Source organism: Pseudobacillus sp. FSL P4-0506 (assembly GCF_038003025.1).
Taxonomy (GTDB): domain Bacteria; phylum Bacillota; class Bacilli; order Bacillales; family Domibacillaceae; genus Pseudobacillus.
In genome coordinates this window covers 514,579-527,403 of record NZ_JBBOOI010000001.1, presented here as the reverse complement: position 1 = coordinate 527,403, position 12,825 = coordinate 514,579, and the positions used below count along the sequence as shown (strand labels likewise).

Sequence of the window (12,825 nt, the reverse complement as noted above, 5' to 3'; positions counted from 1 at the left end):
ATCCAGCAGGAGGTAGCTTATGAATCTTAAAAATTTGTTTGATCGAAAGCCTGATTCATATAGTGTTTATTATGAAGAGCAGCAGGCGGCTTCCACATTTGCTGACTACTTGCTGACGCTGCTGCCGCCTCCGGGAAGCTGTCCGGTTGTCTTTACTTTTATTGGTACCGATCGCTCTACCGGGGACGCTCTTGGCCCGCTTGTCGGCACGTTGCTTCAGGAAAAGAATGTACCAGCCTTTCATATGTATGGCACACTTGAAGATCCCGTTCATGCAGTAAATCTTGTAGAGAAACTTGCCCTCATAAAGAAAGAACACGAGCGCCCTTTTATTATCGGAGCAGATGCTTGTCTAGGCAGGTTGAAAAGTGTCGGACGTATCCAAGTAGGCAAAGGGCCCGTTAAACCAGGGGCCGGTGTTAACAAACAATTACCGGCCGTAGGAGATGCCCATATAACAGGCATTGTAAATATTAGTGGGTTTATGGAATTCTTCGTATTGCAAAATACACGATTACACCTTGTAATGAGCATGGCTCGTGTTATAGCCGAAGGGATCGCCAAAGCTTCCATACGATATTCGGCCTCTGCCATCTTGCAAGAAAGCATGGGCTCATCCGATTCGAATATAAAGAAGCAGGCATCCTTATACTCTAAGCAGCTCTTTAAAAAAGATATTGAATCGTAATAATCGCTCCGACAACTAAAAGGCTTGGCAGTAAATTTGCTACTCGCACTTTCGTCAAGCCAAGTAAGTTGAGCCCAATAGCTAAGATCATGATTCCTCCGGTTGCGGTCATTTCGACAATAAAGGCGTCCATCCACTCTTTCGGTACAAACCGGTCGATTTGAGTAGCAAATAAAGCAATGATTCCTTGATATAGAACAACCGGCACAGCGGAAAAGATCACACCAATTCCTAAAGTAGTCGTTAAAATTAAAGCAGTGACACCATCAATAATTGCTTTTGTCAGGAGCACTTCATGGTTGCCGCGGATGCCGCTGTCAAGCGCCCCGATAATTCCCATTGCTCCGATAACAAAAATCAGCGTTGCTGTTACGAAGCCTTGTGAGATACTTGTTTCATCTGTTTCTTTGCCGATTTTCTTTTCTAGCCATAGACCGATTCGGTTCAATCGTTCATCTAGCATTAAAATTTCCCCGATGGCTGCTCCAATAACAAGGCTAATAATGACAGTCAAAAAGTCTTCACTTTTTAGTCCCATCTGTAATCCAAGTACGACAACCGCTAGCCCGATTGCTTGCATCACGGTTCCTTTAATCCCTTCTGGAATACGATTTAACCACTTGCCAAGCATAGCTCCCAGAACAATTGTTAAACCATTTACAATGGATCCATATAACACCATTTCCCTTTTCTCCTTTAATTTCACTTATGAAAAAGGAGCTGACGGTAACCGACAGCTCCCTGATTAATTCTTCTTTAATAAATCAAGTATTCTGTTTAAGTCTTCTACCGATAAAAACTCAATTTCAATTTTTCCTTTTTTCTTGTCTTTTGCTTGTTTTATATGAACCGATGTGCCAAAATGCTCCCTTAATACTTCTTCTCGCTCTTTTAAAAATATGTCTTTTGTTTTTTTGGAGCTAGACGTTTCACGTGAAACATTATTATTCAGCTGTTGAATCCACTTTTCAAGCTGCCTTACATTCAATCCTTCTGCCACTGTCTTTTTGGCGGTCTCTATCATTTGTTCTTTTCTTTTCAAACCAAGAAGTGCCCGGCCATGTCCCATTGTTAGCTTGCCTTCATTTATCAATTGCTGTACCTCTACCGGAAGTGAAAGCAGCCGCAAGTGATTGGCGATATGGGAGCGGCTTTTTCCCATTTTTAACGCTAATTCTTCTTGTGTCAGATTTAACTTTTCAATGAGAGACTGATAAGCTGCCGCTTCTTCAAGTACGGTTAAATCCTCTCTTTGAAGGTTTTCAAGAAGTGCCATTTCCATCATTTGTTCGTCGGATAGCTTGCGAACAACAACAGGAACCCTCTCCAGCTTTGCAGCCTTTGCCGCCCGGTAACGCCTTTCCCCGACTACAATCTCGTAGCCTTTGATGCTCTTGCGGGCAATAATCGGCTGCAGAATCCCATATTCTTGAATGGACTCTTTTAATTCTTCAATTGTTTCTTCATTAAAGATTTTACGCGGTTGATAAGGATTAGGACGCAATTCCTTTAATTTTATCTCTTTCACTGCTTCTTCATTTTCTAATTCAAGATCTTTGAAAATAGCATTAATGCCTCTTCCCAATCCTTTAGCCATTAGCTGCCACCTCCTTCGCAAAATCTAAGTACATTTCGGCTCCTTTTGAGCGAGGATCATATAGAATGATTGGTTTTCCATGGCTCGGCGCTTCACTGAGACGAATATTCCGCGGAATGATGGTTCGGTAAACCTTATCCTGAAAATACTTTTTTACTTCCTCAATTACTTGCAATCCGAGGTTTGTCCGAGCATCAAGCATCGTAAGCAGAACACCTTCGATGGCTAATTCTGTATTCAAGTGCTTTTGCACGAGACGGACTGTGTTGAGCAGCTGGCTTAATCCCTCAAGTGCATAATACTCGCATTGAACAGGAATGATAACAGAATCGGCTGCTGTTAAAGCATTAACGGTTAACAGTCCAAGGGAAGGAGGACAATCTACTAAAATATAATCGAAATTGTTACGCACTCCTTCAAGTGCTCTTTTTAAACGCAGTTCCCTGGAAATCGTCGGTACCAATTCAATGTCTGCACCCGCTAGTGAAATGGTTGCCGGCGCTACAAACAAGTTCTCTATAGCAGCTGGTTTAATAATGCTCGCCATCTCTATATCATCGACTAAAACATCATACATGCATTGGTCGACATCTCCCTTTTCAATGCCGATCCCACTCGTTGCATTTCCCTGTGGATCAATATCAACCAACAATACTTTTTTATCTAAAGAAGCTAAACAAGCTCCGAGATTAACAGAGGTAGTTGTTTTTCCTACGCCTCCTTTTTGGTTAGCTATCGCAATGACTTTTCCCATCCGGCCCACCTGCTTTCTTCTATCCTAGTAATTTTTGTATTTCTATTTTAACAAAAATAGCCTCTCAGTTATCAATCCTGCTGAAAATACTTTTTAAGAATACGCACACAAATAATTGGATGGCAGCTTATTTTTAGCAAACATACGTATTGGCCTGCGATCCATGCTTTGTAATAAAAAAGCGAGAAACCGTCAGCCGGCTTCTCACTTCATTTCTTTTTCGGTATCTTAATTGTAATCTGATAGAAGTCATCAAATTCCTCTTCTTGCGACTTTAAATCAATGCCATTGTCACTCACCATCGATAGCGATTGGCGAATCGTATTAACGGCAATTCTGACATCCTTGCTAAAAGCTTTGCGGCGGGGTTTAGGCTTTTGCTTCGGTGTGTCCAGCAGTTGAATGACTCGGTCTTCTGTTTGTTTGACATTGAACTGTTTTTCTATAATCTCATTCATAACCTGCACTTGTTTTTCCGGATTTTTTAATGGAATCAGTGCTCGTGCATGACGCTCAGTAATTTTCTTTTGGGCCAAAGCTTCCTGAACTTCTTGCGGCAACTTTAACAGCCGTAGCTTATTTGCTACAGTCGACTGGCCCTTTCCGAGACGCTGGGCAAGTGCTTCCTGAGTCAAACCGTGAAGTTCAAGCAATTTCCCGTAAGCAATCGCTTCTTCAATCGGCGATAATTCTTCCCTTTGCAAGTTTTCTATTAAAGCAACCGAAGCAGTCTCGGTATCATTTAAGTTATTAATAATGGCCGGAACGGTCTCCCATTTCAATGTTTGGACTGCCCGCCAACGCCTCTCACCGGCAATTAGCTCATATTTCCCATCCTCTGTTTCTCGGACAACAATTGGCTGAATAATACCGTGAATGTGAATGGTTCTAGCTAGTTCTTCTATCTTTCCATCATCAAAAACTGTTCTCGGCTGGAAGCGGTTCGGCATAATCAAGGACACCGGGATTTGTTTAACTGCCTCTCTCTCCGCTGCTGATTCTTCTACTAACGCTATGTCTCTTGGCTGCTCTTCTGCTGCTTTTTCCCCCATGTTAAAAAAACGAGAGAAACGACGCTTCATGATCCCTACACCACCTTTAACGGACTCCCTTTAATACCTATTCTCTCTTTAACAGTCTTGTTCCTTCTTCCAAAGACTGCTTTTTTGCACAATCTCAAAAAAGTAAAGTTATCCACAAGTGGATAACTTCAAAATGAAGACGATACTTTATATGCCCTAGGCTGCCTGGAAACGTTTAGCTTTCAGAATGCTTCTCTAGCGGGGAACACCATAGCTAGGAAAGCTATAAAGAAAGCGGGTGTTTATCGGCAGACCAGAGGTTTACTCAATCGGCGACTTATTTGGCGTTCCAGGTTTTCTAGGGTACTTTTTGGGTGTTATTTTCGTCTTATCAACTACCATAATAGCCCGTTCGCTCTCTTCCATTGGGAGCAAAAATGAATGTTCTTCCCGCAAACGGCCACCGAGTACCGTGAGTGCTTTATGACTGTTTTTTAATTCATCTTTTGCATTGGCCGCTTTCATCGCTAAAAAGACTCCGCCCACTTTGACGAGTGGCAAACACAGTTCACTCAGCACAGACATCCGGGCAACTGCACGGGCCATCACCACGTCATATTGTTCTCTGTGCTCCGGAAGCTTCCCAAATGTCTCCGCGCGGTCATGATAAAAGTGCACATCATTTAACTGCAGTTCACTCGCCAGATGATTTAGAAATGTAATCCGTTTATTGAGTGAGTCAACGATCGTCACCTGAATATCCGGAAAAGCAATCTTTAACGGAATGCTTGGAAACCCGGCTCCTGCCCCTACATCACAAATAGCCAGGCTGCCGGAGAAGTCAAAATAGAACGCTGCAGACAGCGAGTCATAGAAGTGCTTTAAATACACCTCTTCTTTATCAGTAATCGCTGTTAAGTTCATCTTTTCATTCCATTCAACGAGCAATTGATAGTACAAATCAAATTGCTCAAGCTGGGAAGGAGAAAGATGAATCCCTTTCTCCGCAAGCTGTTGCTGAAATTGTTCTTTATTCACTTGCCTACCATCCCTTCAACTAGACTCAATTCGCTGTGCGGGCGATGCGCCCCTGTTCAATATAAACAAGCAAAATGGAAATGTCAGCCGGGTTGACACCTGAAATTCGGGAGGCTTGGGCAATAGAGAGCGGTCTGACTTCTTTCAAGTTATGACGCGCTTCTGTAGCAAGGCCGTTAATCGCATCGTAATCGATGTTTTCCGGTATTTTTTTGTTTTCCATTTTCTTTAGCTTTTCCACTTGTTGAAGAGATTTTTCAATATATCCCTCATATTTAATTTGAATTTCCACTTGTTCCTCTACTTCAGTATCCAATTCATGAGGAGCAGGAACCAGTTGCTTTAAATGATCGTAATGCATTTCGGGACGTTTTAAAAGGTCAGTAGCCCGGATGCCGTCTTTTAACTCACTGCCGCCAGCTTCACGAATAATAGCTTGTGTTTCTGCATTTGGTTTAATGATTATCGATTGCAAACGCTCTATTTCCCCGGCAATAGCCGCTTTCTTTTTCAAGAAACGCTCGTATCGTTCTTGCGAAATCAAACCGATGCGATAGCCGATTTCCGTCAGACGCAAATCAGCGTTGTCATGGCGTAGCAGGAGACGATATTCTGCACGCGAAGTGAGCAAGCGATATGGTTCGCTTGTTCCTTTCGTCACTAGATCATCGATCAGCACACCAATATAGGCATCAGAGCGGCTTAAAATCACTTCTTCTTTGCCAAGAATACGGCAAGCAGCATTGATTCCAGCCATCATGCCTTGTGCAGCCGCTTCTTCGTAACCGGATGTTCCATTAATCTGACCTGCTGTATAAAGATTTTTCACTTTTTTCGTTTCCAATGTTGGCCATAACTGTGTCGGTACGATTGCATCATACTCAATTGCATAACCGGCGCGCATCAGCTGAGCTTTTTCCAGGCCTGGAATCGTGCGCAGCATCCGATATTGAACATCTTCTGGCAAGCTGGAGGACAAGCCCTGTACATAGACTTCTTCCGTATTGCGGCCTTCTGGCTCTAAAAAGATTTGATGGCGCGGCTTGTCATTGAAGCGAACAATCTTATCTTCAATGGATGGGCAATAACGTGGGCCTTTCCCCTTAATCACCCCAGAAAACATTGGAGAGCGATGAAGGTTTTCATTGATAATGCTATGAGTTTCTTCATTCGTATAAGTCAGCCAGCAAGGGAGCTGGTCTGTAATAAATTTTGTTGTCTCATAACTGAAAGCACGAGGTTCTTCATCACCGGGTTGAATTTCTGTTTTGCTGTAGTCAATTGTCCGGCTGTTGACACGCGGCGGCGTCCCCGTTTTAAAGCGAACAAGGTCAAAGCCAAGTCTCTCTAGATTTTCTGACAGACGGATTGATGGCTGCTGGTTATTTGGCCCGCTTGAATATTTCAAATCACCAATGATAATTTCACCGCGCAAAAATGTTCCAGTCGTAATAATAACTGCTTGTGAACGATAAACTGCCCCGGTTTGTGTGACGACACCACGGCATTCTCCCTCTTCAACGATAAGATCTTCAACCATTCCCTGGATCAGTGTTAAGTTCTCTTGATTTTCAATTGTTTTTTTCATTTCCTGTTGATACAGTACTTTGTCGGCCTGTGCGCGCAATGCCCGCACGGCTGGGCCTTTCCCTGTATTCAGCATGCGCATTTGAATATGCGTTTTGTCGATGTTCTTGCCAATTTCACCGCCAAGAGCATCCAGTTCCCGAACAACAATTCCTTTAGCTGGGCCACCAATAGATGGATTACATGGCATGTAAGCAATCATATCGAGGTTAATCGTGATCATTAACGTCTTTGCCCCTGCTCGGGCAGATGCCAGCCCTGCTTCTACACCAGCATGTCCGGCGCCTACAACGACAACATCATATTCGCCAGCTTCATATTGTAGCATGTTTTTTCCTCCTTATTTTATTATTTTCCAAGACAAAATTGTGAAAATAACTGATCAATCAAGCTATCATGGACACTCTCGCCGATAATTTCGCCCAATAGCTCCCATGTTCTTGTTAAATCAATTTGAACAATATCAATTGGTGTTCCCGACTGTGTATTTTCAATCGCATCGGTAATAGCTGTTAATGCTTGGTGAAGCAAAGCAATATGACGGGAATTTGAAACATACGTCATGTCTCCTGCTTCAATGGAGCCAGAGAAAAACAAGGAAGCAATCGCTTCTTCCAGCTCATCAATTCCCTTTTCCTCCAGCAAAGAAGTAGTGACTAGCTGCTTCCCTTCCGCCAGCTTTTGCACCCGGTCTATATTAATTTTCTGTGGCAGGTCTGTTTTATTCACGATGACGATCACATCCATGCCAGCTGTCGCTTCAAATAATTTTTCATCTTCTGCTGTCAACTCGTCAGAATAATTTAGAACAAGCAAAATCAAATCTGCTTCCTTTAGCACCTGACGAGACCGTTCCACGCCAATTCGTTCAACGATGTCTTCCGTTTCACGAATTCCTGCTGTATCAACAAGACGGAGAGGCACGCCTCGTACATTGACGTATTCCTCAATCACATCACGCGTTGTTCCGGGAATGTCGGTGACAATCGCTTTATTCTCTTGCACAAGCGCATTGAGCAAAGACGATTTGCCGACATTCGGACGGCCAATGATCACTGTTGATAACCCTTCCCGCAAAATCTTACCTTGTTCTGATGTGCGCAGAAGCTTTTCTATTTCTTTTTGAACAAGTTCTGCCTTTTCCAACAGAACATGATGAGTCATTTCTTCCACATCATCATATTCAGGGTAATCAATATTCACTTCAATGTGAGCGAGTGTTTCTAAAATTTCCTGGCGCAGTGTACGAATAAGCTTTGAAAGACGGCCTTCCATTTGGTTAAGCGCCACATTCATTGCTTTATCCGTCTTTGCCCGAATCAAGTCCATCACCGCTTCTGCCTGCGACAAATCAATCCGGCCGTTAAGAAAAGCTCTTTTCGTGAATTCACCTGGTTCTGCAAGGCGTGCTCCTTCGCTTAAAACGAGCTGTAATACCCGGTTAACAGAGACGATACCTCCATGGCAATTGATCTCTACCACATCTTCCCGTGTGAACGTTTTTGGTCCTCTCATGAGCGAAAGCATTACTTCTTCTACGACCTGCCCCGTCTTTGGATCAATCAAGTGGCCATAATGGATCGTATGACTGGCCATCTCTGTTAACGACCTTTTCGACGGAGTCTGAAAAATGCGGTCAGCAATATCTACTGCTTCTTCACCGCTAAGGCGGACGATAGCAATCGCTCCTTCTCCCATCGGTGTCGAAATAGCGGCAATTGTATCAAGATCCAACTTTTCTCACCTCTTCCTTCAACATACTATCTATAAAAAAGTGCATGATCTTTATTCTCAAATCATTAGATTAACACACGCAAGACGATTTAAAAAGAAGGCTGGATTGTCCACAGCCTTCTTTTTAATCTTATCCATTTTAACTTATTCACGTGTGGATAACAATAACTACGCAGTCTCATTTATGGAATAAAAAGTAATAAACTACTAATTAAAAGTAAATAAATGGTATATATATGCTCTTTTTCTGAAAAAATAAATTTATCCACATGTGATTAATTGACTCTCACAATAAAAAAGGCCTTCCCGATCCTTCTTTTCTCCTGAAGAAAAGAATTTTTCGGGAAGGCCTCTATTTGTTTTTAGGCGCAATGACTACATAGCGGTTTGGTTCTGTGCCTTCTGAAAATGTACGTACCTGAGAGTTACCAGCAAGTGCAGCATGGATAACTTTTCGCTCGGCAGCTGGCAATGGTTCGAGACGAACAGGCTTTCCTGTTGATCCTGCTTTCTCAGCCATTCGTCCTGCCAGAGTAGTAAGCGACTCTTCTCTTCTTTTTCGATAATCTCCAGCGTCAAGCTTAAAATGTATAAACTCTTTTGAATGATGGTTAATGACGAGCTGGGTGAGCTGCTGCAAAGAATTTAATGTTTGTCCTCTTTTTCCAATTAACAGGGCAATTTTTTCACCGGAAAGTGAAAAAGTAACTTGTTTTCCTTGCTTTTGCACATGGATGTTTGGATGTACGCCTAAATGGGCTGCAATAGATAAAATGTAATCTTTCGCTTCACTGATCGGATCTGGCTTGCGTCTTACTCTCACGGAAGCTGGGCGCTGACCGAACAGGCCAAACAATCCTTTTTTTCCTTCGTCCAAAATGTCAATTTCAACTTGTTCTTCTGTTGCTTTTAATTGCTTTAAAGCAGACTGAAGAGCTTCTTCAACAGTTTGACCGACAGCCGTAATCTCTTTCATCCATCCCCCTCCTAGTCATTAACTGAAGTGGTCTTACTAACACCAGGCCGGTTGATAATCAATGTTTGTACGATCATAAACACGTTACCTACTACCCAATACAACGACAAAGCAGCTGGTAAATTGACAGCAAATACAATAATCATAATTGGCATTAGCCAAAGCATCATAGCCATTTGTGGGTTCTGGTTCATTGCTCCAGCCATCATCAACTTTTGTTGTAGGAACGTTGTGATTCCCGCAACAAGCGGAAGGACAAAGAAAGGGTCTGGAGAACCTAAATCAAACCATAAAAAAGTATCTTGTTTAATTGCCTCTGTACGCATGATTGCCTGATAAAATCCAAAAATAATCGGCATTTGTATAATCAGCGGAAAACAGCCGGCGAGAGGATTTACCCCATGCTTTTGGAAAAGTGCCATTGTTTCCTGCTGCATTTTTTGCTGGGTCACAGCATCTTTTGACTTGTACTTTTCTTTGATCTTTTGCATTTCAGGCTGTAAAATTTGCATGGCTTTCGTATTTTTCGTTTGTTTGATCATCAGTGGTAAAATAATAAGTCGAATGATGATTGTAACGATAACGATCGCCCAGCCATAGCTGCCAACTGCCTCGGCAGTCTTTGTAATAACGACTGAAAGCGGATACACCACAAACTCATTCCAAAAACCTTTGCTGTCCGGCGTAATTTCTTTATTTACCTCTGTACAGCCGGCAAGCAGTACGGTGGTCACTGCTAAAAGAATTAGAGTGATCATCTTTCTATTCAAACGCTTCTCCCCCCCTGTCAGTTCTATACGGCGCCCCTTTTCTAAAAAGCCACCCATTTATTCTATTTTATTTTTTTACAATTTTTACTCATGTCGTTGTGTTCTTTGGTTGATTGCCTTTGCCCGCTTCAGCACATGAATGAGACTTTTTTTTACTTCCTTGCTATTCATCTCAGCAGCTGGCTTGCGGGCAATGACAATAAAATCGTATCCCGGCAGAATTTCTTCTTTTAATTCTGTAAAGCTTTGTCTGATGTATCGCTTAATCCGGTTGCGTATAACTGCATTGCCAACCTTCTTGCTGACCGACAACCCGATCCGGAAAGGAACAGCTAAATCTTTTCTATACATGTACACCACAAATTGACGATTGGCAAAAGACTTTCCGCCCTTGAAAACGGATTGAAACTCACTGTCTTTTTTTATGCGGAATGTTTTTTTCATTAGTCTATCACCTTTTCTTCGCCATTTTTTCTAAAAAAAAGACCACTGAGATTTTTCAGTGGCTTATGCAGATAATACTTTTCTTCCTTTAGCACGACGGCGAGCTAGAACGCGACGGCCATTTTTAGAGCTCATACGGCTGCGAAATCCGTGAACTTTACTTCTTTTACGTTTATTTGGTTGGTAAGTTCTTTTCATTATAAAACACCTCCCTGAGGAATGGAAAATTTAACGTTAAAGACAGTCTTTTTGATTATAAAGATGAACTCTTTTCCTGTCAATACCTAAACACAAAGCAAAAAATACCTCTTTTCCCCAAAAAGTCATTCTTCTTGCCATCATTTGATCTTATTTTTTTATTTAAGAAGACACTTAAGACACTTAACCAGGAAAACAGGCTTGTCCATAAGTCCACAAGCACTTTTCGAACAGCTGTGGATAAATTTCGACAGTTTTTTCTTATACACAGATGTTGCTGACAAGTTTTACACAAATGCGCCCCCTGTGGAAAAGTTTTTTTGCACAGGATGTAGTAGTTGTGGATAAATTTTATAGAGCATTGCATGAAAGCTCTTTTTCTGCTATCATTACTTTGTTTTCACTCTGAATAAGTATTTTTATAGTCTGACTTATCCACAATTGTGAATAAAGTGTTGATAAGTTATTCAACCTCTTTGTATAAAAATGTCCACAAGCTGTTAACAATGTCGAAAAACTATTTTTTTCTTATTTATATATTTAACCACTCTCAAACGATTGCATAAATATAAATTCAGATAAAAAACTGTTATATAACAAACAAATTTTATCAGGAGGAGGGGGCCTCATGGAAAATATCGATGATCTGTGGAATAAAGCGTTGGAAAACATAGAGAAAAAAATTAGCAAGCCCAGCTTTGATACGTGGCTGAAATCTACAAAAGCACATTCCTTGCATGGTGATTCTATTACTATTTCAGCTCCAAACGATTTTGCAAGAGACTGGCTCGAAGGGCATTATTCGCAATTAATCTCAGGCGTTCTTGGTGAAATCACTGGAGAAGAGCTGTCCGTGAAATTCATCATTCCGGAAAATCAGGCGTCTGAAGACTACGAAATGCCGATGCCTAATAAACCAAAAAAGAAAGAAGAAATACACGACTTTCCACAAAGCATGCTTAATCCCAAGTACACATTCGACACTTTCGTTATCGGCTCGGGCAACCGTTTTGCTCATGCCGCTTCGCTTGCTGTAGCGGAAGCGCCAGCAAAAGCTTATAATCCACTGTTTATTTATGGGGGAGTGGGACTTGGCAAAACACACTTAATGCATGCGATTGGCCATTATGTACTTGAACATAATCCTAACGCCAAAGTCGTTTACCTATCTTCTGAAAAATTCACAAATGAATTTATTAATTCAATCAGGGATAACAAAGCAGTCGAGTTCCGGAATCGCTATCGCAATGTAGATATATTGCTAATAGATGATATTCAATTCCTTGCCGGAAAAGAATCCACTCAAGAGGAATTTTTCCATACGTTTAATACACTTCACGAAGAAAGCAAACAGATTATCATTTCCAGCGACCGGCCGCCCAAAGAAATTCCGACGCTTGAGGACCGCCTGCGCTCTCGGTTTGAATGGGGATTGATTACTGATATTACACCGCCGGATTTAGAAACGAGAATTGCGATTTTGCGCAAAAAAGCGAAAGCAGATAACCTTGATATCCCTAATGAGGTTATGCTTTATATCGCTAATCAAATTGATACTAATATTCGAGAGCTTGAAGGCGCGCTCATTCGCGTAGTCGCCTATTCTTCGCTGATTAATAAAGATATTAACGCGGATCTTGCAGCAGAAGCGCTCAAAGACATTATTCCTAGCTCAAAGCCAAAAGTGATTACCATCCAGGAAATCCAAAAAGTAGTCGGTGAGCAGTACAATGTTAAGCTTGAAGATTTTAAAGCTAAGAAGCGGACAAAATCCATTGCGTTCCCAAGGCAAATCGCCATGTATTTATCTCGTGAGCTGACCGACTTTTCCCTTCCTAAAATCGGTGAAGAATTTGGAGGAAGAGATCACACAACCGTTATTCATGCCCACGAAAAAATTTCTAAGCTGCTCGATACTGATAATCAGCTACAATCTAAAGTGAAAGAAATACAAAGTATTTTAAACTCTTAATAGTGTGCATAACTTTTCATAGGTTACAAACAGTCTGTCCACATG

The 12,825-nt window shown here is 41.7% G+C and carries 13 protein-coding genes; 2 read left to right on the top strand and 11 right to left on the bottom strand.

The features are described 5' to 3' along the window. The first annotated feature begins 19 nt into the window (after positions 1-19). Positions 20-688 (top strand): spore protease YyaC, encoded by a 669-nt coding sequence (gene yyaC, locus MKZ02_RS02690; RefSeq protein ID WP_340851711.1) that lies wholly within the window; start codon positions 20-22, stop codon positions 686-688. Here the strand turns inward: yyaC and MKZ02_RS02685 are convergent. The 11 genes from MKZ02_RS02685 to rpmH form a co-directional block, all read right to left on the bottom strand. Further along, the gene (locus MKZ02_RS02685; RefSeq protein ID WP_120035764.1) at positions 666-1,370 is read right to left on the bottom strand and encodes a DUF554 domain-containing protein; all 705 of its coding nucleotides are present in this window, start codon (positions 1,368-1,370) and stop codon (positions 666-668) included. The two genes, yyaC and MKZ02_RS02685, sit on opposite strands and share 23 nt — an antisense overlap. A gap of 63 nt (positions 1,371-1,433) precedes the next feature. Beyond that, positions 1,434-2,285: a ParB/RepB/Spo0J family partition protein gene (locus MKZ02_RS02680; protein ID WP_120035765.1), complete on the bottom strand. Its 852-nt coding sequence runs from the start codon at positions 2,283-2,285 to the stop codon at positions 1,434-1,436. After that, on the bottom strand, positions 2,278-3,039 hold the full coding sequence (locus MKZ02_RS02675; protein WP_120035766.1) for a ParA family protein: 762 nt from the start codon (positions 3,037-3,039) through the stop codon (positions 2,278-2,280). The genes MKZ02_RS02680 and MKZ02_RS02675 overlap by 8 nt, the downstream gene beginning before the upstream one ends. A gap of 209 nt (positions 3,040-3,248) precedes the next feature. After that, complete coding sequence (gene noc / locus MKZ02_RS02670) at positions 3,249-4,121, bottom strand: nucleoid occlusion protein (RefSeq protein WP_120035767.1); 873 nt, start codon at positions 4,119-4,121, stop codon at positions 3,249-3,251. Between the two features lie 261 nt (positions 4,122-4,382). Beyond that, positions 4,383-5,099, bottom strand: coding sequence for a 16S rRNA (guanine(527)-N(7))-methyltransferase RsmG (gene rsmG / locus MKZ02_RS02665; RefSeq protein ID WP_120035768.1), 717 nt, complete (start codon positions 5,097-5,099; stop codon positions 4,383-4,385). Positions 5,100-5,124: 25 nt separating this feature from the next. Beyond that, positions 5,125-7,014, bottom strand: coding sequence for a tRNA uridine-5-carboxymethylaminomethyl(34) synthesis enzyme MnmG (gene mnmG / locus MKZ02_RS02660; protein ID WP_340851698.1), 1,890 nt, complete (start codon positions 7,012-7,014; stop codon positions 5,125-5,127). A gap of 20 nt (positions 7,015-7,034) precedes the next feature. After that, a complete protein-coding gene (gene mnmE / locus MKZ02_RS02655; protein ID WP_120035770.1) occupies positions 7,035-8,420 on the bottom strand; it encodes a tRNA uridine-5-carboxymethylaminomethyl(34) synthesis GTPase MnmE in 1,386 nt (461 codons plus the stop codon). Between the two features lie 352 nt (positions 8,421-8,772). Beyond that, positions 8,773-9,396, bottom strand: a complete 624-nt coding sequence (jag, locus tag MKZ02_RS02650) for an RNA-binding cell elongation regulator Jag/EloR (RefSeq protein WP_120035771.1) — start codon at positions 9,394-9,396, stop codon at positions 8,773-8,775. A gap of 11 nt (positions 9,397-9,407) precedes the next feature. Then, positions 9,408-10,154: a YidC family membrane integrase SpoIIIJ gene (gene spoIIIJ / locus MKZ02_RS02645; protein WP_340856308.1), complete on the bottom strand. Its 747-nt coding sequence runs from the start codon at positions 10,152-10,154 to the stop codon at positions 9,408-9,410. Between the two features lie 96 nt (positions 10,155-10,250). Next, on the bottom strand, positions 10,251-10,610 hold the full coding sequence (gene rnpA, locus MKZ02_RS02640) for a ribonuclease P protein component (RefSeq protein ID WP_340851695.1): 360 nt from the start codon (positions 10,608-10,610) through the stop codon (positions 10,251-10,253). Positions 10,611-10,673: 63 nt separating this feature from the next. Continuing rightward, on the bottom strand, positions 10,674-10,808 hold the full coding sequence (gene rpmH / locus MKZ02_RS02635) for a 50S ribosomal protein L34 (protein ID WP_049665949.1): 135 nt from the start codon (positions 10,806-10,808) through the stop codon (positions 10,674-10,676). 628 nt (positions 10,809-11,436) lie between these two features. Here rpmH and dnaA point away from each other — a divergent pair. Continuing rightward, positions 11,437-12,780, top strand: a complete 1,344-nt coding sequence (gene dnaA / locus MKZ02_RS02630) for a chromosomal replication initiator protein DnaA (RefSeq protein WP_120035774.1) — start codon at positions 11,437-11,439, stop codon at positions 12,778-12,780. Positions 12,781-12,825 lie beyond the last annotated feature (45 nt).

What these genes read in the sequence shown, in the direction of transcription:
- dnaA (WP_120035774.1), top strand. Translation starts at nt 11,437, where the DNA reads ATGGAAAATATCGATGATCTGTGGAATAAAGCGTTGGAAAACATAGAG.
- rnpA (WP_340851695.1), bottom strand. Translation starts at nt 10,610, where the DNA reads ATGAAAAAAACATTCCGCATAAAAAAAGACAGTGAGTTTCAATCCGTT.
- jag (WP_120035771.1), bottom strand. Translation starts at nt 9,396, where the DNA reads ATGAAAGAGATTACGGCTGTCGGTCAAACTGTTGAAGAAGCTCTTCAG.
- MKZ02_RS02675 (WP_120035766.1), bottom strand. Translation starts at nt 3,039, where the DNA reads ATGGGAAAAGTCATTGCGATAGCTAACCAAAAAGGAGGCGTAGGAAAA.
- rpmH (WP_049665949.1), bottom strand. Translation starts at nt 10,808, where the DNA reads ATGAAAAGAACTTACCAACCAAATAAACGTAAAAGAAGTAAAGTTCAC.
- MKZ02_RS02680 (WP_120035765.1), bottom strand. Translation starts at nt 2,285, where the DNA reads ATGGCTAAAGGATTGGGAAGAGGCATTAATGCTATTTTCAAAGATCTT.
- MKZ02_RS02685 (WP_120035764.1), bottom strand. Translation starts at nt 1,370, where the DNA reads ATGGTGTTATATGGATCCATTGTAAATGGTTTAACAATTGTTCTGGGA.
- spoIIIJ (WP_340856308.1), bottom strand. Translation starts at nt 10,154, where the DNA reads ATGATCACTCTAATTCTTTTAGCAGTGACCACCGTACTGCTTGCCGGC.
- mnmG (WP_340851698.1), bottom strand. Translation starts at nt 7,014, where the DNA reads ATGCTACAATATGAAGCTGGCGAATATGATGTTGTCGTTGTAGGCGCC.
- yyaC (WP_340851711.1), top strand. Translation starts at nt 20, where the DNA reads ATGAATCTTAAAAATTTGTTTGATCGAAAGCCTGATTCATATAGTGTT.
- noc (WP_120035767.1), bottom strand. Translation starts at nt 4,121, where the DNA reads ATGAAGCGTCGTTTCTCTCGTTTTTTTAACATGGGGGAAAAAGCAGCA.